13 protein-coding genes are annotated in these 24,549 nt (G+C 33.8%); 4 read left to right on the top strand and 9 right to left on the bottom strand.

From position 1 onward, the window contains the following. Nucleotides 1-25: 25 nt before the first annotated feature. The 7 genes from EKM05_RS09250 to EKM05_RS09220 form a co-directional block, all read right to left on the bottom strand. Nucleotides 26-940, bottom strand: coding sequence for a hypothetical protein (locus EKM05_RS09250; RefSeq protein WP_126554762.1), 915 nt, complete (start codon nt 938-940; stop codon nt 26-28). Nucleotides 941-954: 14 nt separating this feature from the next. Beyond that, nucleotides 955-2,313: a vanadium-dependent haloperoxidase gene (locus EKM05_RS09245; protein ID WP_126458457.1), complete on the bottom strand. Its 1,359-nt coding sequence runs from the start codon at nt 2,311-2,313 to the stop codon at nt 955-957. A gap of 33 nt (nt 2,314-2,346) precedes the next feature. After that, the gene (locus tag EKM05_RS09240) at nt 2,347-5,604 is read right to left on the bottom strand and encodes a VCBS repeat-containing protein (RefSeq protein WP_126554760.1); all 3,258 of its coding nucleotides are present in this window, start codon (nt 5,602-5,604) and stop codon (nt 2,347-2,349) included. Then, complete coding sequence (locus EKM05_RS09235; protein ID WP_126554758.1) at nt 5,597-8,899, bottom strand: VCBS repeat-containing protein; 3,303 nt, start codon at nt 8,897-8,899, stop codon at nt 5,597-5,599. The genes EKM05_RS09240 and EKM05_RS09235 overlap by 8 nt, the downstream gene beginning before the upstream one ends. 206 nt (nt 8,900-9,105) lie before the next feature. Next, entirely contained in the window at nt 9,106-10,653 is a 1,548-nt protein-coding gene (locus EKM05_RS09230; protein ID WP_126458449.1) for a RagB/SusD family nutrient uptake outer membrane protein, read from the bottom strand. Nucleotides 10,654-10,664: 11 nt separating this feature from the next. After that, on the bottom strand, nt 10,665-13,631 hold the full coding sequence (locus EKM05_RS09225; RefSeq protein ID WP_126458446.1) for a SusC/RagA family TonB-linked outer membrane protein: 2,967 nt from the start codon (nt 13,629-13,631) through the stop codon (nt 10,665-10,667). Nucleotides 13,632-14,361: 730 nt separating this feature from the next. Beyond that, nucleotides 14,362-16,368 (bottom strand): glycoside hydrolase family 65 protein, encoded by a 2,007-nt coding sequence (locus EKM05_RS09220; protein WP_126554756.1) that lies wholly within the window; start codon nt 16,366-16,368, stop codon nt 14,362-14,364. Between the two features lie 323 nt (nt 16,369-16,691). Here EKM05_RS09220 and EKM05_RS09215 point away from each other — a divergent pair, with 323 nt between their 5' ends. From EKM05_RS09215 to EKM05_RS09200, 4 genes are all read left to right on the top strand, one after another. Continuing rightward, the gene (locus EKM05_RS09215; RefSeq protein ID WP_126554754.1) at nt 16,692-18,281 is read left to right on the top strand and encodes a glycoside hydrolase family 32 protein; all 1,590 of its coding nucleotides are present in this window, start codon (nt 16,692-16,694) and stop codon (nt 18,279-18,281) included. A 49-nt stretch (nt 18,282-18,330) separates the two neighbouring features. After that, nucleotides 18,331-19,659 carry a sugar porter family MFS transporter gene (locus tag EKM05_RS09210; protein WP_126454209.1) on the top strand — a complete coding sequence of 443 codons (1,329 nt, stop codon included), beginning with the start codon at nt 18,331-18,333 and terminating at the stop codon, nt 19,657-19,659. Between the two features lie 2 nt (nt 19,660-19,661). Beyond that, the gene (locus EKM05_RS09205) at nt 19,662-20,549 is read left to right on the top strand and encodes a carbohydrate kinase (protein ID WP_126516483.1); all 888 of its coding nucleotides are present in this window, start codon (nt 19,662-19,664) and stop codon (nt 20,547-20,549) included. 549 nt (nt 20,550-21,098) lie between these two features. Next, nucleotides 21,099-22,127 (top strand): LacI family DNA-binding transcriptional regulator, encoded by a 1,029-nt coding sequence (locus EKM05_RS09200; protein WP_126554752.1) that lies wholly within the window; start codon nt 21,099-21,101, stop codon nt 22,125-22,127. Nucleotides 22,128-22,146: 19 nt separating this feature from the next. Here EKM05_RS09200 and queG read toward each other — a convergent pair whose 3' ends face one another. Then, on the bottom strand, nt 22,147-23,115 hold the full coding sequence (queG, locus tag EKM05_RS09195) for a tRNA epoxyqueuosine(34) reductase QueG (protein ID WP_126554750.1): 969 nt from the start codon (nt 23,113-23,115) through the stop codon (nt 22,147-22,149). Between the two features lie 92 nt (nt 23,116-23,207). Further along, nucleotides 23,208-24,230, bottom strand: a complete 1,023-nt coding sequence (ruvB, locus tag EKM05_RS09190; RefSeq protein ID WP_126454217.1) for a Holliday junction branch migration DNA helicase RuvB — start codon at nt 24,228-24,230, stop codon at nt 23,208-23,210. Nucleotides 24,231-24,549: the final 319 nt, after the last annotated feature.

The raw sequence follows: 24,549 nt of genomic DNA, 5'->3' as shown, positions 1-24,549 counted from the left end.
ATTTTAAATCAACGACAATCAACCTTTATTTTGAAGCAAAAGGAATGATGATTTTTGTTTCCCATTCTGATTCTACACCCCCATTAAAAGGATTTGAAAGAAAATGCTCTAATGGTTTATTCTCTAATTTATAGCCATGTAGTTTCGCATAATCCAACAACGTAAACCAAGATCTGTCTGAAGTTCTGAAATTACCAAAATATGTTACCTGAAGACCCTTTAACGCCGGTATAATTTTAAATTTGACATCACTATCCGGAACATATTTTGTATTTTTGGAAATCGGAAAACAATAATTAAAACTAATAATTTCTTTATCTTGATTCCAATCAGTAACTTCCAAATAAGGACGATAACCGATTATTTTGATTTTATTTTTATCTAAATAACCTACAATTTTAGCATCAAATTCAATCATAGTCTGTGCTTTTTCTTGCAAAATACTTTTTAAAGAAATGTAAGCTACATATATTTCTTCAGATGATCTTTTACCGTCTATTCTTATTTTAAAATCGTCAATATGATCTTCAAGTCCCATTTTAAAAGATTTTATTTTCTCTATTTGTTCCGTCCTAAACTTGGTTGAAACAAAGGGAGCTGTTAATCTATTGTAAAAGGAATGATTTAAATCTTTTATTCCAACAGTAATACTGGTCATAGAATCGCTTACTGATTTCATATTCCAAGTGTATTCCATTTCTTTATTTCCTTTTTTCATCTGATGTTTGATGAAATCAAAATTTCTTTTTTCTAAAACAGTATAAAATTCATTTTGATTTTTAGTCTGTGTTGTTGTCCACTCTATAATTCCTTGAGAAATAGTTCCTGTTGCAGCATTAACTTTAAAAGTAATAGTATAATCCGATTGCTTTAATAAAAAATACCATCCTAAAAAAGAAAATAAAACGACAGCCGATAACCACTTTAACTTATTATTCATTGTATGAATTTGATTTATTTAGATTTGAAAAATTTGATTTTACTATTAATATATGTCCCTAGGTTTGTACCTTGAACTACCCCATTTTCAATTGCGGCTCTATAATGAATGCCTCCATACAACCTACTAATAGAAGCTTCTGCTGCAGCTTGCTTAAACGATTTAAAAGGTCTTTTAGGCAACCCAAAAGAAACTTCTGAGTCATCGATATAACTAAAATTATCTCCAAAAATAGAGGTTAGAATAATTGCCGAACACGACGAAACTACAGAGTGTCCACTTACATATTCCGGAAAAGGAGGTGTTTGTAATTGTGGTCTCCAGTTTTCATCAATGTTTTGATTGATATACGTTTCAGGACGCACAACATTACTCCTATACTTTTCATCCCAACAACTAATGAAGCTCTCAAAAATTCCGATAGATGTTATAGTGTAAGCAAAAACAGTAGTTTCAAAATCTGATTTCGATTTTTTTAAGGCTATTTTAGTGATATTAATCCAATGTGCATCCGGTGTATTTTTCTTCTTTGCAAACATCATGTGTCCCTGTATGACTGTAGCATAGGGATTACAATCCCAAAAGGAAGCTATAGCCGATTCCTCAGGAATTGGTTTGCTTGGATTTTTTTCGACTTCAATTAATTTTTCAGAAATTAAATTTCCGACATCATAGGTTTCTTTTGCCTCTTTATAAAAAGCAGAATTTTTATCCGTAGAATAAGGATGAGGTGGGATGGCTTTAAATTGAGAGGCTGAATCCATAACCAAAGTTCTTATTTCGCCCCAATGAGGCTCCACACCATCCATATAAGAGGGCGGCGTTGGTTGCCATCGGCCGGGTTGATCTGCATACACTGAAAACTTAGGAAAAGTACGCGTTTGTTTATAATTATCTTTCCCCATCCACATTTTTATTCTGTCTACCACTCTTAAAGCGTACGCTTTGGAAACATCAAATTCTTTTTGATTTTCAGCGCTCCATTTTTCATACAAACTGTCTCTATATTTTTCTATAGCTTCCTCAGAAAAAATCAATTCTTTACTCACTTCAATATGGGCAATAAGCGCTGCCAAATTTTTATTCACTCCACTTTTCGGATCTAGTTTAGGAATAGAATCCAGTCCTTTTAACTGCCCTTGTAAACTTTCGTATTTCGTGCTATTTTGTGCCATAATCTCGTAAGCTGCAACATTGGGATAAACATAAATTCTACTCGCTACTGGAGGAGAAAATATGTCATGAACCATAATTCCTGTTACTGTATCTACTGCAGCACAAAAATCAGCTGATGACACTTTAATTGGCATCTCTTTGCCACAAGAAGTCAAAAAGAGCATTATAAGTCCTAGAAGATAAATTTTAGAGTTCATTTTATAGGGTTTAAGTGAGTTGTTTTCATTAAATTAGTTCTTAGCTGAAGTCATTTCGTACAGCTCTGCCTTTTTATTATTGATGGTAATTAGTAGGTATTTTTTGCCTTTAAAATTGATAATCCCCAGATGCTTAACTGCTTTTTGAGTCAGATCAATTCCAATTTGATGCCCTAACAAGATGGTTTTTTCATTCTTGATTAAAGCACCGGAAAACCCATCAAATCTACTGTGATATGGAGTCACTCCAAAGTAATTTCCCGCAGCAAAAACTTCTTCCCTAGCATCTGAATCAAAATTAGATTTCACAAAACTGGTGATAGGCGCTACTTGCATTTTATTGGAAAATGGAACAAAAATAAATTTACCCTTGTCATTTCTTAAATACCCCGATTTTAAATTATGAACTTCATACAATTTTGCTTTGTCTAACATTTTGGGATCAAAAACTTCCTCTAGTGTTTTTCCAGCAAAGGATTTATAGCTATTGAATTTCTTTTTCAACATTCCACTGAATTCTTCAGCTAATTCATCTAAACCTATTGTAGTATAGTATTTTCCGTTTTTTTCGATCGCAACAATTGTTTCAAAAGTGTCATTCGTATCAAAATCATCGTAATACATTTTCATAGGGAATTCCGGAGAGGCTTTGAATTTTGAATTCATTCCCCAGTTTCCAACCAAATAGTCTTGATCACCATCATGGTCAATATCAAATGCACAAATAGACTGCCATAACCCATTCTGATTTCCTGGTAAAAGACTTTCTGTAACCTCTTTAAAGCTTCCTTTTATATTGGCAAAAAATTTAGGTTTCATCCATTCCCCTACTACAATCAAATCTAAGTTTCCATCATTATTAAAATCAGTAACCAACGCATCAGTAACCATTCCAATTCCTGCGAAAATTTTACTTTGAACTATCGAAAACACACCTTTATTATTATTTAACAAGTAACAATCTGGCATTCGCCCGAAACTATTATATTTAGAATTATTTCCGACAAACAAATCTAAATCGCCATCTTTATCATAATCAATTGTTTTAATAACAGAAGCATTCATTGCCTTTGTATCTGGAAAAGCACTTTTAATTAGCGTATTTCCCAAATACAATCTATGAATTAGATCAGCAGCATATTGTCCACTTCCAGAAGCAACTATTAAATCATTTTGCTTATCCCCATTGAAATCAGCAATCACCGCCGAGGCATCTTCATAAATGGAATCTAAGTAAATTGAATTGAATACTTTTTTTGAAAATCCTTTTCCATTTTGAAGGTAAATTTCGGCTAACTTCCCTTGTGATCCTCCAAAGAAAACATCTTCTTTACCATCATTATTCAAATCTCCAACAACAGTTGCCGGTCCACGATCAGAACGTTGATATGGTATTAATTTTTGAGCTGTAAAATCAACAAAGTCATTTTCTAGATGTGTAAAATCGATTCCTAAATTGATTTCTGATTTTTTAAAAATAGGCAAAATAGCTGGATGTAATTTTGCATAATTAAATACTTTACGCCCCGAATTAGCTTGGATTGTAAGCGTCTGATTCGTTTTTACATTTTTCAGGGTTTGGATCGTTTTATCCGGCCAAATTACCTGAATAGAATCTACTTGCTTTATTTTTCCGTAACCAAAATGAATTATGGGTTCTGAACTCGATTGAAAACCACGTGTAGTCTGAATTTCTTTAAATTGTTTTTTGCCTTTTACAAACGAAATCACTTTACTTCCTATTCCGAAAGTATTCTTTCCTCCAAAACGCAATTTTAATTTTAAATAATTGGCTTTATTATTAGTCCTGTTAATATAAATGGAAGCCACACTATTCAAATTATTGGTTACAACATCCAAATCACCATCATTATCTAAATCGGCATAAGCACCACCATTTGAAATAATGGAATCGTTTTCTATCCATTCATTAGATTTGTTTTTAAATTGCAAATCTTTAGCTCCTTGAAACACATAATTGGTTACATTGCCTTTAGGCATTTTCTTTAGCGCTTGTTTATCCAATAACTTAGTTGTATTAAGTTTGGTTTTTACATGATCATTTGAAAAATACTTTATGTAATCCAAATCATTTGGCCGTTTCGGAATTCCATTACAAATAAAAATATCTTGTTCACCATCTTGATCATAATCAGCAAATAAGGAGCTCCAACTCCAATCTGTTGCCGCTACCCCACTCAACAAAGCTGTTTCTGTAAAATGTTTCCCTCCCTGATTAATTTGCAACATATTTCTGGTATATTGATAATGATACCCTAATTTTTCTGTTCTAACCTTCAACATTTGAGGATTATCGTCACCCGATGAAGATTTTAAGACTTTTTCATCCTCAGGCAACATATCCAATGTAATTATGTCCGGAAAACCATCGTGATTGATATCAGCGACATCTATTCCCATCGAAAATCGACTAATATGACCAAAATAATTCTTCATACTTTCTGTAAATGTCCCATCTCCATTATTTAAGTAATAATAATCATCTTCATGAAAATCGTTACAAACATAAATGTCTGGATTGCCATCCAAATTAAAATCAGAAATCGCTATTCCTAAACCATAGCCATTAGCACCTCCAAAAATACCCGCTTGTGCGCTTACATCAACAAATTCGCCATCATCATTTCTAAATAGTTTATCTCCACTTTCATAATTTCTTTTATTTCGAATATCAGCTTTGCCATAAGAAGCTTCCGAATGAATCGCATGATTTAACAAATACATGTCTAAATCACCATCGCCGTCGTAATCAAAAAACGCTGCCGAAGAACTGTAATTATCAAGATCTAATCCGTATTCTGAAGCACTTTCAGTGAAGGTATTATTTTTATTATTAATAAATAATTCATTATGACCTTCAAATCCATTGATTCCTACCACTGCACAAACATAGATATCTAAATACCCATCGCCATTGACATCGGCCATAATAGAACCCGTTTTCCAATCACTTTCCCCCTCTATGCCAGCTTTCACAGAAATATCCTCGAATTTATTGTCGCCCTTATTGAGATACAACTTGTTTTTCCCTTGATTGGACGTAAAATAAATATCTACTAAACCATCATTATTAATATCACCCAGAGCGACCCCGCCTCCATTATAATAATAGAGATAATCTAAAATCGAAATATTTTTTGATTGATCTAATTGATTATTAAACTTTACATTACTTTCTTCGGGCGATAGTTTTTCAAATAATAGATTTTCATTCTTTGAACAACTAATAAATAGCAATGACGCTAGACCTATTTTAAAAAAATTATTCATTACTTATAAATAGTTTTGGAGTATTATTATTGAGTACTGCTAAAATAGCTATCGTATTATTTTTGTTTTTAACTATTTTAATCTTTTGCACTTCTCCAGTTAAAAAGAAACCAGAATTAGCATAAGGAAGCCAAGTAAAATCACCTTTTTTACTCCCTAACAAAACACTTCCATGATTGGCATCTAATCGCCCAAATTGCGGTTTAAATTCATATTGATTTCCCCCAAGTATGATATCTAAAATTCCGTCCTTATTAACATCCACGACACAAGTAGTATTTACAGATGAAAATTGCACTTCTTTTGGTAATATTTTTATTTCAAACTGACCATTACCCTTATTAATAGCAACAACACTTTCCTGAATCACAGCCGTTTTTTGTAAAGAATTGCCGACTACATCTTGAGCAAATATTTCTTGAACTGATTTGTTCGCATAATCAGCATAACTTAAATTTTTCTTTTTAATAGATGGAATCTGTTTTGCCAATTCTTGTTTTAAATGAATTGGCATATCTTTTCCTTCAATAGTACGAGTAGTAATTTGTTCAATAGTTCCATTATTGTCAAAATCATTGACAAATAATTTCATAGGATTTTTAGCAGAAGCTTTATAAGTTGTATTAGTTCCTTTATTCCCAAAAATAAAATCTTTTTTACCGTCATTATTCAAATCCACACAATTTATTGAATTCCAAAAACCTGAATAACCAGTCAAATTTGATTTAAAAATAGCCAAACGTCTTCCTGTATTTTTAAAGATTTGTGGAGCCATCCAATCGCCTACTACAATCAAATCTTTCTTAGAATCATTATCAATGTCTTCCCAAACCGCATCAGTAATCATTCCAGTCGAGTTGAGTTTGAAGGCTTTTTTATCGATAATATTTGTAAAATTTCCTTTGCCATCATTTTCTAATAATAAATGTTTTGGGTCAATACCATAGACTCCTGGAACACTTCTACTCCCCACAAAAACATCTACATCCCCATCACTATCAAAATCACAAGGTGCAATAACTGATACATTATTAGTTGTTGGAATGGTAGTTTTACTTTTTATGAAAATCCCTTTGCCATTATTCAAATACAAACGGTTTTTATAATTGGCTTGATCCGATTTCTCATTTCCGCCTGACCCTACAAATAAATCTAGGTCTCCATCATTATCAGCATCAAAGAAGCTAGCCGCTGTATCTTCAAAATCAGCATCTACATCCAAATCTTTTTGAACTGTGACGCCAAAACTATTGTCTCCTTTGTTCAAATAAATTTTTCCTGATTGTCCTTTAGCACCTCCAATAAACACATCATCATTCCCATCACCATTAATATCTCCTACGGCAAGTGAAGGTCCCTCTTGTGATAGCATTCTAGAGATTAATCCTTCATAATCAAAATCGATGTAATCATTTTCCTTATGAGTAATAAAGTTTGACTTCACCTCTTTAAACAAGGCTTTTGACTGTGTTTTTTTAAAGATATACTCTTTTTTAGCATTACCAATTGATAAATTGATAGTTGAATTGAGAATTACTTTTTTTATCGTTTGCGATTTTCCATTTGGCCAAATTACCTGTAATGAATCTATTTTTTTAGTTCCAATACCAAACGTCATTACATAATCAATAGAAGATTGAAATCCTCTTGAAGGAATTAACTCTTGTCTTATAATTTCCTTACCTGAATATAATTCAACTACACTACCGATAGCAAATTTATTTTGATTATCTCCTTTCAATTTTACCTTAACAAAATGATTTGCTTTGTTTTTCTCTGAATTATTTCTGTAAACAAAGGATTCCATATTTACATTATTCACTACTAAATCTAAGTCACCATCATTATCTAAATCACCATAAGCCGCACCATTAGAGAAACTTGGCGTATCCAAACCCCAATTTATCGCATTATTTGTAAACGTCAGATTATGATTGTTTTTATAAGCGTAATTTGAGATAGGCGTGCTTGGCATCTTGGCTATAATGGTTTCAATATCTTCTTTTTTACCTGTAACTACCATTTTCTGCAAAAATTCATTTGCAAAAAAGTCCATAAAATCTTGATTTGTCAAGTCATGATAAATCCCATTACAAACATAAATATCTTTATACCCATCATTATCCATGTCAAACAACAAGGCTCCCCAACTCCAATCCGTTTTAGCCACGCCTGCATAATTAGCTATTTCAATAAATTTATTATTGTCATCATTAATCTGTAAAGTATTGGACATATATTGATTAAAAAAATCTAAATTCAATTTTCTAGTCAATAAATCATAGTTATCAAAACTAGTTGTTGTTTTTAAACGGGCATCCCCTTCTGGCAACATATCAGTTGTAAAAACATCAGATTTACCATCATTATTAACATCCGCTAAATCCGCCCCCATAGAAGATTGACTTATATGGGTTGCCCAACCTTGAATTTGTTCGGTAAACGTTCCGTTTTTATTATTGATGTATAAATAATCTCTTTCATAAAAATCATTTGAGATATAAATGTCTGGATATAAATCGCCGTTAACATCCCCCACAGTCACTCCTAAACCAAAACCAATCAAACTACTAAAAATACCCGCTGATTCACTAACATCAACAAATTTCCCATTGTCATTACGCATCAATTTATCACCACCTCCTTTAAGGATTTCAGCAACATCCCAGTCTTTATCTCGTAATTCTCTTTTATTAGAATAATTTAAGGTCCCAACCGGAATAAAGCTGTTATTCAAAATATAACAATCTAAATCCCCATCCTTGTCATAGTCAAAAAAGGCCGCGTGGGTTGTAATTCCAGTATCCGCAAGATTGTATTCTGCCGCTTTTTCTGTGAAAGTAGTATTCCCGTTATTTATATACAACTGACTTTTTCTTATAGCATCAATATTACTTCCTGCATCACAAACATAAATATCTAGCAAACCATCACCATTGACATCCACCATTACTACACCCGTTGACCACGCTTTTTCACCTTCAATCCCTGATTTTGTTGAAATGTCTTCAAATTTAAAATTGCCTTTATTCAAATACAACTTATTTGTGCCTTGATTAGAAGTAAAAAAGACATCCGCCAAACCATCATTATTGATATCCCCAATTGCTACACCGCCACCGTTATAGAAATTACGATATTTAAAGATATTCATATTCTTACCATTTTTTACCTCATTCTGAAAACTAATACCCGTTTCAGAAGCGTCTAATTTAGTAAACAAGGAATCCGAATTTCCTTTAGAACAACTTATAAAAATTATAAATAGAAAAAAACTCGCAATACACTTCAACATCTTAAAAATGAATTAATTTAAATAAATATAAGCACGCAATTTATGTTTTTTTCAGTTTATAAAAAAATTAAAAAGAGCCAAAAAAAGTGTGAAATAAAACAAAAAAAGAGCTTCATAAGAAGCTCTCAATTATAAAAAAATTAAGAGGGCAATAAATCGCCCTCTTAATAACTAACTCCAAATATAATTAACAGTAAACAATACTTTTAATATCCAGGATTTTGTTTAATATTAGGATTCAACAAAGCTGTTGTTGGTACGGGTAACAATACTCTATACGCATCAGTATTCTTCATTGTAGCTCTAGCAGTAGTATAAGTTCCAAAACGAATCATATCATTTCTTCTCCAACCTTCTTCCCACAATTCTGTAGCTCTAGCTTTATCAATGTTAGCCAAAGTCGACAAATTAATTACAGTGGTAATTCCTTGACGAGCTTGTAATTGAGCAGCAATAGAAACAACAGTACTTGTGCTTGAACCACCTCTTGTTATAGCCTCCGCTTTCATCAATAAAGCATCCGCGTAACGGAATAACACATAGTCATTTTCCGGTTTATCCATATTAGACACATCTGGAATGTATTTTTGTGGACGAATACCCCATCTTTCTAACCAGCTTTGAGAAATGATTCTACCATCTGCTGGCAAATTTGCCAAATCACTTTGAAAATTTAAAGGTAATGAACCATTTTGAGCTCTTGTTGTTAGAGGAGTAACTCCTCCTTTATCATATTGCAGTCCTTTACGCAGTCCTAGAGGGCTCCCGAAAGCGGCAATAATAGCCGGATCATTATTATTAATACGTCTATCTGACGGATCAAATTTATCGTAATACTCCTGCAATACAGAAAATCCGTTCCAACCACTTGGAACTTGATTGTAATGGTTTCCCATATACCACCTTGTTCTAATAGCGCCCATATCAACACCATTAATATTTTTGGCTGTAAAAATTAACTCCGGACTAGTATGATTTGCTGGTTTAAAGTTATCCCAGTAATCCGAAGCTAAAGTAGTAGCGCTAGAAATAGCATCAACGTATTGAATTACTTTATTCATATTAGCCACATTGTTCGCATTAAATCCTGTATGACTTGGCGAATCAAATACCGCTTTATTCAAATAAATTTTAGCTAACAAAAAGTTTGCTGCATCTTTACTTGCAATTGAAGGATCAGAAGTGTTTTTTGCAGGAAGATTAGGCAACGCTTCTACAAGCAATGCAATAATTTTAGCTGTCGCTTCAGGAGAAGTCCAAACCTTAGGAAAATCATCTGGAGAACTACCTGCTTCTCTGTATGGAACTTGACCAAACATATCAATAGCATTGTAATAATAATAAGCTTTCAAAAATTGAGCTTGCGCTTTCTTGTCAGCCGGAATTCCCTGTATAGCTAATGCTAAGTCACAATTATAAACACTTGATAGCATCTGTCTCCAAGAAGTATTTATTTCTCTACTATTTGCGTCCCATGTATGAAAATGATCTTGCAACCACGCTCCACCGTCACCCCAGTCACCTGCACGTGTTGGCACAATAACAAAATCTGTAGAAACCTCTTGTATTGCAAATACTCCGTCTTGTCCCTCAAATTGTCGCAATCCATTATAAGCTGAAGTCAAAACTGCATCAGGATCCGCTTTTGAAATTTCAGTTGCATCAGGGATTTGTTCATCTAAATTAGTACAACTAACGCCAAGAACTAATGCTCCAGCAAAAATACCGTACTTTATAAAATTATTTTTTTTCATTTTTATTCTAATTAAAATGTTACGTTAAGACCTACTGACAAAGTTCTAGCTCTCGGATAAGATAAATAATCTATACCTGCAGAAGGGACACCATTTAAAGATTTGTTAGTATCAACTTCCGGATCAAAACCTGAATATTTAGTAATTATAAATAAGTTAGAACCGTTTACATAAAAACGAGCAGACTTCACTTTAAAACGCTCTAAAACATCTCCTTTAACAGTATAACCTAGTGTTAAATTACCCATTCTAATAAAGTCCCCTTTTTCAAGGTATTTAGTAGATGGTGTATTAGCATCAGATCTTGATTGAACTGAATTTGCAACTTCTGGAGTTACGTTTTTACCTCCCAATTGATTTTGATAGAAAAGGGCTACATTAGTGTTGTTGAATAAATAATTACCGAAATTTCCATATAATGATGTTGAGAAATCAAAACCTTTGTAGGCCAAACTTGTTGAAAAGCCTGCAGTCATTTTAGGTAAAGGCTGCTTATCTAACAATTTTACAGCGCCTCCATCTGCATATTGAGAAATTCCATTTGCATCATATCCTGTGAATGTTGGAAGATAATAGGTATACAATGGATGTCCATCTTGAATTCTTTGAACATATGCATCACTCAGACCTTGCCCGTGAATGGCTCCAACGTTGTACACGTTTGCAGCACCCAGATTTTCAATAGTATTTGACAAGAATGCCACGTTACCAGAAATATCCCAAGTTAAATCATCTGTATCAATTACCTTGTATGACAACGAAACCTCGACTCCTTTGTTTATTAAGTTAGCTGGTAAATTAGTATATTTGATACCTTGAGGTGAAGGCTGCCCTGAAGTTGAAGGGATACCAACAATTAAATCAGTAGTATTTTTGTTGAAATAATCAACAGATCCTGTTAACTTATTATTAAGCAAAGCAAAGTCTGTCCCTACTCCGTAAGAAGTTGTAGTCTCCCAAGTTAATTGAGAATTCGCATTGTTTACAACATTAAATTGATTTGGACCATTGTATTCAATTATACCTACAGAAGAGTTTCTTGGAAATTCAGTATTACCTGTTTTACCAATATTTCCTCTTAATTTAAAATCATTAACTAACCCGTCTTTTCCATCAACTAGTTTGTAAGCCAAACCTAAAGAAGGGAAATTTCCGTATTTTTTACCCGCTGCTGTTTTAGAAGAACCATCACGTCTTACCGTTAAATCTAAATTCAATTTATTATAGAATGCTAATGATGCTCTGGCAAAAACAGATTGCATATCAACTAATCCTTTATAAGAACCAACTCTTGTTTCTGTTGGGATTCCACCTTCCATATTTTCTAATAAATTAGTTTGTGTAGCAGCAAAACCTTTTGCAGATACATAAGTACCATTAGATGCATAGTTATAGTACGAATATCCAACAATTGCATTCAAGTTAATATTTTTTGTAATATCTTTTGTGAATGTTAAATTGTGTTCAATAGTTTTGTTTACTCTTTGATCATTAGAAACTGTCGCTTGTCCTCTGTACGTTTTCAAATCCGCAGGATTAGTAGCCGTTGCAAAATCTTGAATATTTAAATCCGGAGTAGCTTGTTGCTTTACAGAAGAATTAGATGTCTCAATACCAACAACCATGTTGTATTTCAAACTATTAGTTAATTTCACAGTAGTGGTTAGACTACCTAATAATTTAGACAAATCACCATTATTAGAGAACGAATTCATCAAATGAACAGGATTAAGATAATCACCACTCACTCTTGTGTAACCGCCTGGCTGTGCTGGGTCATAAACTGAACGCGTTGGGTTCCAATACAATGCAGCACTTAATAAGTTACCAATATATCCTGTATCGTTAGTAATCAAACCTCTACGATCTTTGATATTAGAATAAGCGATACGAGTTTCTAATATCACTTTACCATCAAAGAAATCATTTGAGTTGTAAAAACTTGCAGAAATTTTATCTAAACCAGTATTTCTTACGATACCGTCAGTATTAGCCATACCTAGAGAAACTCTAGTACTAGAATTGTCTGTTCCACTTGAGAAAGACAGGTCATGATTTACAGTATTACCTGTTTGCAATACTTGTTTTTTCCAATCGAATGCTCCGCCAAAATGATTTGCTGTCTGACCTGGAGTTGCCGCAATAAATTCATCAGTAGATAAAACATCGAATTTTGAAGCATAAGAAGAAGTAGTGTAAGAAGTAGAATAAGTTAATTCTGGCACTTTAGACTTTCCTTTCTTAGTTGTAATAATAATTACCCCATTAGCCCCTCTAGCTCCATAAATCGCTGTTGAAGAGGCATCTTTCAAAATTGACATACTTTCGATATCATTTTGATTAATGAAACTCAATGGATCTTTGGCGCTCATAGAGCCTAAATTCATATTAGCACCACCTGCTGATACGTCACCTCCGGCTAAAGGCACCCCATCTACAACAATAAGCGGTCCGTTACCCCCGCGTAAAGTACCATTACCACGAATTCTTATTGAATTTGCAGCACCTGGCTCTCCACTTGAAGAAGTAATTTGAACACCTGCAACTTTACCTCTCAAAAGTTCAGCTGGATTGATAGCAGCAACATTATCAAATTTTTTAGAGCTAATTTGATCTACAGCACCCGTTGCATCTTTCTTTTTAACCGTACCGTAGCCAATAACTACTACTTCTTTCAGTTCTGCAGAATCTTCTTTTAAGACTACACTAATAGTGCTCTTACCTGCTACATTTACCTCTTGAGATTTAAGACCAATGTAACTAAAAACTAAAACTGCATTTGAGCCTACATTTTTGATCGTAAATTTTCCATCGAAATCAGTTTGTGCTCCATTTGTTGTTCCTTTAACTAAGACAGAAGCCCCTGGAAGCGGACCGCTGCCATCAGATACTGTACCAGACACATCTTGCGAATATGTCAAGCTTGTACACAGCATCGTTAGAAACACCATCAAGCCTTTAATTAGACTATTTTTCATACGTAATAAATAAGTTGGTTAATAATTTTTTTTAATGGTTTGTTTAAATATTAACACCAAACATAATTATAAATTTATGATAATATTAAGATATTACTAAACTATAACGTTTTCGTTATGCCGAAAACGTTTTCGATTTTAAAATTAATACTTTAAAAAATTAATACTAAAATTATACTAAACACAAAAAAAAGATACTAAAAAACATATTATTATAATTTAGTGGCTTTTTCACTTCAAATCAATTGTATATCACTCAATAGAAAAGCTTTTTACAAACTAAGATTACGAATTACTCATCATAATGAAGTTTTTTATACCAAATCGATAATCCAAAATAAGCCGCGTCAAATGTCTAAAAATAGTACGCCATACCTATCAATACTTCGTTTTTTACTCCCTGTTTCAACGGCTAAAAAAATCACATTTACTAAACGTATGATTATGAAAATGTAATTGCCTTTAAAATATAAATTTGGAATAAATTACATAATTAAACCATTTATCACTTCATCCTATTTATTTTATCTAAATAATCAGTCCTAAAATAGTAAAAGCAATCATGCAGCTTTTTCTGTCGAAAATTTAAATTGAATAAAACCCAATGGCTTCTAAAAACAAAAAAACCACGAATACTATAACAATCTTCAAAATAGATTGCTTGTATATTCGCGGCAAAAATCATTTAAAGTAACCCGTTGGGTGTAATTACACCCAACGGGTTACTGTATTATTTGATAACAATTGTTTTATTATCCACTCCCACTCCAATAATCTTAAGTGATTTCCATTGTTTTGGCAGCAGTCCCTTGTTGTATTTCAATCCCATATCCGTTTGTTCCACTCCGCCAAAACCATAAATAACGGCTTGAAGCATTGCTCCGGCTCCAGTAGCAAAATAAGGGTTATTACTATTGGCTGATTCCGAAAATACGCCAAAAGGAGGCCGACTGTTAGGTAAATACGATTTCACAAAATAACTATAGGCTTTATCTCTATCTCCCAATCGAGCATATAGAACCGATAAAACTCCGGAAGCCATAGCTGGACCATCTTTTTTGTCAATTTTTTCGGCGTAATATTCCAAATCTCTTTTTATTTGTTCTTTGTCAGTGATTGTATGCAAAGGATATGCTAATAAGTTGACATCTGCCTGTTTGATCATTTGTCCTTGATATCCTTTATAATTTTGAGTAATCCCATCCTTTTTATGAATCACTAATTTCTCTGATACTGCTATCCATTCTGGATTGATCGGCTCATTTAAAAGTGTCGCTGCTTTAATCGTATTTTTCAAAGACTCGATCGCTGATGCATTGGTAAAAGCATTGTCATCTACATGTTGCGCATACTCATCGGCACCAACTACATTCAAAATAGAAAAACTTCCGTCTTGATTTTTAACTACTCTGCTAACCCAGAAATCGGCTGTTTCTTTAAGAACCTCCCATTCTTTTTTCAACCAAGAAGTGTCTTGTGTATAGGCGTAATAATTCCAAAAAGCTATCGAAACATCTGCTGTGATGTGCTGTTCAAAAATACCTGTCAAGGCCCAAGTTGGTGTTGCTTCTTCTCCTGTATCATCAGATTCCCAAGGATACATTGCTCCTTTGTACCCATAAATAAAGGCTTTTTGTTTTGCTTTTTGCAAACGATCTGAGCGATAATCCAAACATGATTTTGCCATATCAGGTTGCAGTGCCAAGAGCGTTGGATACATCCAAAGTTCCGTATCCCAAAAAATATGTCCGTTATAGCCTTGAGACGACAACCCCATAGGCGCAATACTTTGTCTGGTTCCTGGACGTATATAAGAATACAAGTTATACAACGCGAAACGCACCCGTTGTTGCGCATCCAGGTCGCCTTCAATTTGTATGTCACCCGTTTTCCATAATTCAGCCCAAGCTTGTTTGTGACGGTTCAATAATTTATCAATTCCTTCCTGAAGGGCATAAATAGGTTGTCTTTCGGATTCGTTCAAAGGATCCGTAACATCCTTGGAAGTGCAAATTCCTCCTGCAACCGCAAAACGGTATTTTTTGCCTTTGATCAATTTTTTAGTAAACCCAACTTCATTTCCGGTTTGTTTTAAGGTTTCCCTTTCATCATCAAAAAGAAAAGTTGTTGAAGCGGCCACTGTATATTTACCGGTTAGCGTTTTAGCTGTAGTACCAAAAACCGGCATTAAATACTGATTATCCTTTAAGACCCGAAACTGACTTTTTGCCTCTTTCAGTTCATCAGGAACAACCATGTAATTGTTAGCGGTAATTTCTATATCCTTAATAGGAGTAATTTCGACAATTGCCATCGCTGAAAAAGGAACAGCTCTATTAGCCAAAATCGTGTAATTAATTGTGGCCAAATCTTTAAACGAAAAGGAAGTGGTACTCATTCCTTCTTTCATTGAAACCACTTGACTCCAATTATCGATATTGTCTGATTTGATTTCTTGCCTATTGATATTCAAATGCAGATTCAAAAACTCTATTCCGCGTACTATTCTGCTGATCCCATTTTCAGGACTTCCGTCATACACGCCATTCAGGATAATTTCTTTTGTTTTGAGAGGTGTGTCGTCAGTAACGATTCCTATTTGACCATTGGCCATGGCAACTCCAAAATAATTCTCTCTGGAATTAGCATATAAGTGCCACTCGTCTGATTGGGCTTGACCACAAACCACAGTACTAACTAAGAGCATGAACACCAATGTTTTAACTGTTAAATTCATCATATAATTTTTTAATAATATCTTCAAACATATATAAATTATTCGTTAAAAATGTACATCGATCCAGATAGTAGGTGAAATACAAATCGAAAACGTTTTCGACTCATCAAAAACGTTTTTGGTCGATTCCAAATCAACAATTACAAATTATAATTCTATTTTTATGAAGATAAGTAATAACCATGGTATAATATCGTATTTTAAAATCAGGATAAAATTATGTAACAATATGATTTAAAGCTGTTTTACTTAAAGTTAATTCTTTTGACTTTACGACTTTTAAACTTTCGACTTACTTACTATACTAATTAATCCTTTTTTTAATGAAGTTCACAAATAAAATCACCTATTTTTTTATACTATTGGGAGTCTCTTTATCCTTGTTTTCCTGTAAAAAAGAAACTAAAAATGATGTTATCACCATTGATGCTTCTGGAAAATTAGCAGTAGATTCCTCTAAAAAATACAAAGAACCATTTAGACCACAATTTCATTTTTCTCCGGAAAAAAAATGGATGAATGATCCTAACGGAATGGTTTTCTATAAAGGGATTTATCATTTATTTTACCAATATTACCCAGATGATATCGTTTGGGGACCAATGCATTGGGGACACGCCACAAGTACAGATTTAATCCATTGGACACACCAAAAAATCGCTTTGTTTCCTGACAAATTAGGAATGATATTTTCAGGAAGTGCCGTTGTAGATTTAAAAAATACTTCTGGTTTGGGAACAAAAGAAAATCCACCAATGATTGCCATTTTTACCTATCACGACATGGCAGGCGAAAAAGCGGGCAAAAGAAATTATCAAACGCAAGGATTGGCATATAGCTTAGACGAAGGCGAAACTTGGCTCAAATACAATGGAAATCCAATCATAGGAAATGTTGATCAGAAAGATTTTAGAGATCCTAAAATGTTCTGGAATACAGAAACTAATCTTTGGAATATGGTATTAGTCGCCGGAGATAAAGCACAATTTTATACTTCCAAGAATTTAATTGATTGGAAATTCGAAAGTGAATTCGGTAAAAACATAGGAGCTCATGGCGGTGTTTGGGAATGTCCTGATCTTTTCAAATTAAAAGTTGCCGGTTCCAATGAAGAAAAATGGGTTCTACTCATCAGCATCAATCCCGGCGCACCGCTTGGTGGTTCAGGAACACAATATTTCATTGGTGATTTTGATGGAAAAAGTTTTAAAACAACTCAAAAATCCATCAAATGGATTGACAACGGAGCTGATAACTATGCCGGAGTCACGTACAATAATGCGCCAGAAAACAAACGGATATTCATAGGCTGGATGAGCAATTGGTCTTATGCGCGAAACACGCCTACCAAAAACTGGAGAAGCGCCATGACATTACCAAAAGAACTTTCGCTTGCAAAAATCAAGGGCAATTATGTCCTAAAAAACGTTCCTGTGGAACAATTCAAAAAACAAGAGACCATAGCCTTTTCTAAAGATGAAATTATCCTAAAAGCGAATCAAAAAACTACATTTAATTACCAATATTTGAATCAGTCAGCAGTACAATTTAATGCCAAAAATGAAAATTTAAAATTGGTTTTTTCCAATGATGTAAAGGATTCTTTGGTCATGAATTACGATGCGAAACGAAAGACTTTTTCTGTTGACAGAAGACATTCCGGCATAGTCAATTTTGAAAAAAGTTTTGGAGAAGAAATACACAACACCAAAATTTCAAATATAATTTCTGAGGCTATTGATTATCAAATCATAGTAGATTGGTCCTCAATAGAAATTTTCCTCAACGGTGGCGTTTACAGTTTCACAGAACAAATTTTTCCTAACAAACCATATACCAAACTAACCATTCAATCCGATGAAAATCAAGAAATTAAAAATTTTAGTATTGCTGAAATAAAAGGAATCTGGTAATAAAATTCATTTATAATAACCAAAACCACTAACTAAAAAAAACAGAATAATGAATAACAAAAAAATACTCTATTGGTCCATTATCGTTGCCTTTGCTGGATTTCTATTTGGATTTGACACCGTCGTAATTTCAGGAGCAGATAAACAATTGCAACAACTATGGGGTTCTTCTGATTTGTTTCATGGATTAGTAGTCATGTCATCCGCATTATGGGGAACGGTTATTGGCGCTATTTTTGGTGCGTTTCCAACGAATATTTTAGGTCGGAAAAAGACTCTAATAATTATAGGATTACTGTTTTTGGTTTCTTCCATTGGAACTGCATTCGCAAATGATCCCATTTTCTTTTCCGTTTTTAGATTTCTTGGCGGAATTGGTATTGGCGCTTCAACCATTGCTGCTCCAACCTATGTTTCTGAAATTGCTCCTGCAAAAGACCGTGGAAAACTGGTTGCTTTGTACCAATTCAATATTGTTTTTGGAATTTTAATCGCCTTTACATCCAACTACTATTTGCAAGATATAGGAGAAAATGCCTGGCGATGGATGTTAGGAATACAAGCGTTTCCATCTTTCATTTACACACTTCTGGTATTTGGAATCCCGGAAAGTCCGCGTTGGATTTTAGAATACAAAAAAGACAGACAAAAAGCAGTCGCTATTTTGAAACAAATCAATAGTGACGCAGCAGTAGAAGCGGAAATTGCTGCTATAGAAAAAGAAACTGTTCAGGAGGGGAAAAACGAATCTATTTTCATGGCTAAATATAGAAAACCATTGCTCTTAGCGTTTTTTATTGCCTTTTTCAATCAGCTCTCCGGAATTAATGCTTTTTTATATTATGCCCCTCGAATTTTTGAATTGGCAGGATTAGAAAAATCTGCCTCTTTTTTGAGTAGTATCGGAATTGGGATAATCAATTTAATATTTACCATGATTGGAATCTCGCTAATAGATAAATATGGCCGAAAAACGCTCATGTATTTGGGTTCGGTAGGATACATTATTTCTCTAGGATTAGTGACAACCGCCTTTTATTTTGAATGGAAAGGAATGGCTGTTCCGTTATTTTTCTTTTTGTTTATAGCCTCACACGCCATAGGTCAAGGAGCTGTCATTTGGGTATTTATCTCTGAATTGTTCCCTAATAAACTTCGAGCTGCCGGAACCTCTTTTGGCACTTCTGTACATTGGATTTTAGCAGCATTAATCCCATCATTCATTCCGTTTTTGTTTAAAGAGATTGGAACAACAACCGTTTTTGCCGTCTTCTGCATAATGATGGTTTTCCAATTGCTTTGGGTATTTACAAAAATGCCGGAAACCAAAGGGAGAACATTAGAAGAACTATCTGAAAGTTTGTCAAAAAAAGAATAATTATGACCAAAAAAATAATCTGTTTCGGGGAAGTTTTATTTGACGTTTTCCCAACGCACCAAAAAATCGGAGGAGCGCCATTGAACGTGGCGCTTCGTTTAGCATCACTTGGTATTGATGCTCAAATAATAAGCCGAGTAGGAAATGATGAAATTGGAAAAGAACTCCTTGCCTTTGTTAAAAAAAATGGAGTTGTTACCGATACGATTCAAGTTGATAAAAACGCGGCTACCGGACAAGTTATTGTTCAATTAAATGAGAAAGGAGCTGCTTCATACACAATCAATTATCCGGTTGCTTGGGACAAAATTATATGTATTGCAGAAGACGAAATAATGGTCAAGAAAGCAGATGCACTAGTTTTTGGGAGTCTTGCATGTAGAGATTCTGTTTCACACGATTCCCTATTAGAAATAATTAACTATGCAAAATATGCTGTTTTCGATGTTAATTTACGTGCTCCTTTTTACACTAAGGAACTACTGATTAATTTGATGATGCAGTCAGATTTTATAAAATTTAATGATGAGGAATTGTATGAAATAAGTGCTTTTATGAATTCACCATACCATTCATTAGAGCAAAATATTCTTTTTATTGCCACACAAACGAATACAAAACACATTTGCGTTACAAAAGGAAATCATGGTGCGGTGCTGTATTACAATGAAAAAATGTACTACAATAGTGGCTATAAAATAAATGTTGTAGATACCGTGGGTTCCGGAGATTCTTTTTTAGCTGGATTGCTTTCTAAACTATTAAAGGATGCCAATCCTCAAGAAGCAATTGATTTCGCTTGCGCAATAGGAGCCATTGTAGCCAAAAATGAAGGAGCCAATCCCAAAATTTCAAATAAAGAAATTAGTGCCTTTATGAATCCATGCTAGTTTAGCGAAACTGATCTTTAACAATTACAACGACCCAAAAAAAACCTATGTATTAGTAAATCAATCATGAAAAGATTGATTTACCGAAACTTTTTGGGATAACAACAAAGTTATTGAACTTTTTTTAGGGTTTTAAACAAAAGTATTGAACTTTGAAAAATCCCATTATCAACGAAATAGCCACTCAATTACGGATTTCTAAAACCCACGTTTCAGAGTCATTGAAGGAATGCCGAAATCTATTAAAGAAAACAATTCCCTTCTGGTTTTAAGTACATTAAGATCGGAACACGTATAAATGAAAGAACGTCAACCTAGGATGTTCCCGCCTTTACTAAAAATGGCAGATCCAATTAGTTTATGTAACGAATGTGTAATAATTTGTTTTATTATTAAAAAATTACAGAAATAAGATAAAAATCAATACCTTGGTAAGGAATATTTGAACTTATAGTCTTTTTTATACCTATGTCAAAGACTGAAAAAGGACGCACAGCAAAGTTACTATAAACACCTTTTCTTAAAATTAAATACGTAGAAATTCGATTCATGAAAGACATTACTCTTAAGGAAATTGCAACAAAACTGGGAATTTCAATAACGACTGTTTCAAAAGCGCTTAAAAATTACCCTGATGTTAGTGAAAAAACTAAAAAAGCGGTAATTGAACTTGCCCAGCAATTACACTATACTCCTAATAGTTTTGCTGTAAATTTAAGAACAAAAGAATCAAAAACTATTGGTCTAATTATTCCTGAAGTAGTGCATCATTTTTTTTCGAATGTGGTCAATGCCATCATCAACGAAGCTGAAAAAAATGGCTATTTAGTAATCATTTTACAATCAAATGAGACGCTGGCTTTAGAAAAAAAACAAGTAGAACTGCTTATAAACAAAAGAGTTGACGGAATCATCATGTCCTTATCAAATGAGTCCAATAATGATGATCATATAAAAGAAATAATGAATAGAAATATTCCTTTTGTTATGTTTGACAAAATAGCAAAGCTTTCTAAATGCTCGAAAGTAATAATTGATGACCAAAAAGCAGCCTTTAATGCAGTACAACACTTAATCGATACTGGTTGTAGGAAAATAGCACACATTAGAGGGCCGTTGAATCCACAAAATTCAATAGATCGGTATATTGGATATAAAAAAGCATTAGAGAAAAATAACATTCCTTTTGACACAAAATTAGTTTTTGCATGTGAAAATGTGACTTTTGAAGAAGGAAGATATTTTGCTAAACAGATTATTCAGGAGCATGCTGATATAGACGGCATATTTGCTATAACAGATCTGGTAGCAGTGGGAGTATTAGACTATTTTAATGAAAACAAAATCAATGTCCCGGAACAAGTAGCGGTAATTGGTTTTAGCAATTGGTTTATATCGCAAGTACTGACTCCAAAACTTAGTACTGTAGATCAGCCAAGCCATGAAATGGGAATTGAATCTTTTAACTTATTGTTAGAAGAAATGAATTGTCATAAAGAAGGAATTCCTTTTACTCCAAGAACTGTTGAATTAGAAACAAACATTATTGTTAGAGAATCTTCTACAAAATTCAAATAAATTAAGTTTCAAAATTTCGTTACTGTAAAAAATCAATATTCCTTTTTAATCCTTGAAACTTGGCTCTTTTAAGTGGTGAGTTTTTAAAAACAGCTTTAAATGTTTCTTCAGTAATTTCTATCCAATCTTTTTTGGACAAGGACAGTAATTCTGGATTTGGGTTAAATAAAGGTTCCTTATGTGCTTTTGAAAACTTGTTCCAAGGACAAACATCCTGACACACATCGCATCCAAAAGCCCATTCATCAAATTTACCTTTCATCTCCTGAGGGATATTTTCTTTTAATTCAATTGTAAAATAGGAAATGCATTTGCTGCCATCTACTACATAAGGCGCAACTATTGCCGCTGTAGGGCACGCATCTATACAAGCTGTACACGTACCACAATGATCGGTTGTAGGATTGTCATAGTCTAAATCTAAATCGATAATGAGTTCCGCGATAAAGTAAAAAGACCCTACTTTTTGTGTCAACAAATTACTGTTTTTGCCTATCCAACCCAAACCACTTTTGGCAGCCCAAGCTTTGTCAAGGACTGGAGCAGAATCTACAAAGGCCCGACCAGAAACATCTCCGATTGTAGATTGAATAGAAAATAAAAATTCTTTGAGTTTTTCCTTGATCACAAAATGATAATCCTGACCGTACGCATATTTTGAAATCTTATAAGAATCTGTATTTTGCAGGTCTTCTGGATAATAATTTAACAATAGTGAAACTACACTTTTAGCATCCTCAACGAGTAAAGTTGGATTTAAACGCTTGTCAAAATGGTTTTCCATATAGTACATTTGGCCATTTCTATTGTTCTCCAACCAGTTTTCTAACCGCGGTGCTTCTTGTTCCAAGAAACCAGCTTTAGCTATTCCACAGGATAAAAATCCGAGACGTTTCGCTTCAGATTTGATAAATTGCGTGTATGTCGCTTTTGTATTAATAGTTAAAAAATAGAAGTTAATAAACGGGATTCCAAGACCTGATAGCATCGGCGTCTCCCGATTAACAAAAAATACGGCTGAAAAAGCCTTGTTTTTCTATATCGGAAATACAGCGGAAAGCGGGAAACAGCTCCTAAAAATCAGAATAAACCGCCTTGATTGTTTGTTTTTAATTTCCCTAAATGTTGATATGCTTTATCGGTAACTTCTCTACCTCTTGGCGTACGCATAATAAAACCTTCCTGAATCAAAAATGGTTCATAGACTTCCTCGATTGTTTCACTGCTTTCAGATACGGCTGTCGCCAAAGTAGATAAACCTACAGGTCCGCCTTTGAATTTATCGATGATTGTATTTAGTATTTTATTATCCATCTCGTCCAGGCCATGAGCATCTACATTAAGTGCTTTTAAGGCGTAACGGGCAATTTCTATATCGATAGTGCCATTCCCTTTTATCTGGGCAAAATCACGCACACGCCGTAACAATGCGTTCGCGATGCGAGGAGTTCCACGACTACGACCAGCTATTTCTATAGCTGCCTCCATGGATATAGGCATTTTAAATATAGTAGCACTTCTTTCTACGATTGTGGTGAGTAACTCAGTGGTATAATATTGTAAGCGGGAAGAAATTCCAAAACGCGCTCTCATAGGAGCGGTTAATAAACCGGAACGCGTGGTGGCTCCAATTAAGGTAAATGGGTTTAGATTGATTTGGACGGTTCTTGCATTAGGTCCTGATTCAATCATGATATCAATCTTAAAATCCTCCATAGCAGAATACAAATATTCTTCTACTATTGGACTCAAACGATGAATTTCATCAATAAATAAAACGTCTCTTTCTTCTAGATTAGTCAGTAAACCGGCTAAATCTCCAGGTTTGTCTAAAACCGGACCGGAAGTAATTTTGATTCCCACTTGCAATTCATTGGCAAGAATATTGGCTAATGTTGTTTTTCCTAAGCCAGGTGGACCATGAAACAGCGTGTGATCAAGTGCTTCATTTCGTTGATTTGCAGCCTGAACAAAAACTTTCAGATTTTCTAATATTTGGTCTTGTCCTGCAAAATCATCAAAAGAAAGTGGTCTCAATTTTTTTTCAAGATCTAGCTCTTCTGAATTGTAACCATTTGCTGTTGGGTCTAAATTTTCATTCATATAACAAAGATAGCAAAGCAATATTGAATTATAAATTTAAATTTAAAATGCTATAAATAAAAAAGCAATACTATCAAGCAATCTATTTCAGTATGTTATTTTTTTATTCATTCAAACAAAATCCAGACACCACAATGGTTGTAGAATGCACTGCATTAACAATTGAACCCTTCTATAAATACAGTGATTACACACTTACAAAAGGGATGAAAATTGAGTAATGTCCTAAAAAAAGCCTCTACTAGACTGCACCCAAAAGTTTAGACAAATTTATAATTAATTTTGATAATAATGAGCTCGATATTTTATCGGGCTCATT

It is taken from the genome of Flavobacterium sp. GSP27, assembly GCF_003970395.1.
In the GTDB taxonomy this organism is placed as follows: domain Bacteria; phylum Bacteroidota; class Bacteroidia; order Flavobacteriales; family Flavobacteriaceae; genus Flavobacterium.
Note: the sequence above shows the minus strand (reverse complement) of the source record. Positions and strands in the feature narration are given on the sequence as shown.

What these genes read in the sequence shown, in the direction of transcription:
- EKM05_RS09245 (WP_126458457.1), bottom strand. Translation starts at nt 2,313, where the DNA reads ATGAACTCTAAAATTTATCTTCTAGGACTTATAATGCTCTTTTTGACT.
- queG (WP_126554750.1), bottom strand. Translation starts at nt 23,115, where the DNA reads ATGCTATCAGGTCTTGGAATCCCGTTTATTAACTTCTATTTTTTAACT.
- EKM05_RS09240 (WP_126554760.1), bottom strand. Translation starts at nt 5,604, where the DNA reads ATGAATAATTTTTTTAAAATAGGTCTAGCGTCATTGCTATTTATTAGT.
- EKM05_RS09205 (WP_126516483.1), top strand. Translation starts at nt 19,662, where the DNA reads ATGACCAAAAAAATAATCTGTTTCGGGGAAGTTTTATTTGACGTTTTC.
- EKM05_RS09225 (WP_126458446.1), bottom strand. Translation starts at nt 13,631, where the DNA reads ATGAAAAATAGTCTAATTAAAGGCTTGATGGTGTTTCTAACGATGCTG.
- EKM05_RS09250 (WP_126554762.1), bottom strand. Translation starts at nt 940, where the DNA reads ATGAATAATAAGTTAAAGTGGTTATCGGCTGTCGTTTTATTTTCTTTT.
- EKM05_RS09215 (WP_126554754.1), top strand. Translation starts at nt 16,692, where the DNA reads ATGAAGTTCACAAATAAAATCACCTATTTTTTTATACTATTGGGAGTC.
- EKM05_RS09230 (WP_126458449.1), bottom strand. Translation starts at nt 10,653, where the DNA reads ATGAAAAAAAATAATTTTATAAAGTACGGTATTTTTGCTGGAGCATTA.
- ruvB (WP_126454217.1), bottom strand. Translation starts at nt 24,230, where the DNA reads ATGAATGAAAATTTAGACCCAACAGCAAATGGTTACAATTCAGAAGAG.
- EKM05_RS09220 (WP_126554756.1), bottom strand. Translation starts at nt 16,368, where the DNA reads ATGAATTTAACAGTTAAAACATTGGTGTTCATGCTCTTAGTTAGTACT.
- EKM05_RS09235 (WP_126554758.1), bottom strand. Translation starts at nt 8,899, where the DNA reads ATGTTGAAGTGTATTGCGAGTTTTTTTCTATTTATAATTTTTATAAGT.
- EKM05_RS09200 (WP_126554752.1), top strand. Translation starts at nt 21,099, where the DNA reads ATGAAAGACATTACTCTTAAGGAAATTGCAACAAAACTGGGAATTTCA.
- EKM05_RS09210 (WP_126454209.1), top strand. Translation starts at nt 18,331, where the DNA reads ATGAATAACAAAAAAATACTCTATTGGTCCATTATCGTTGCCTTTGCT.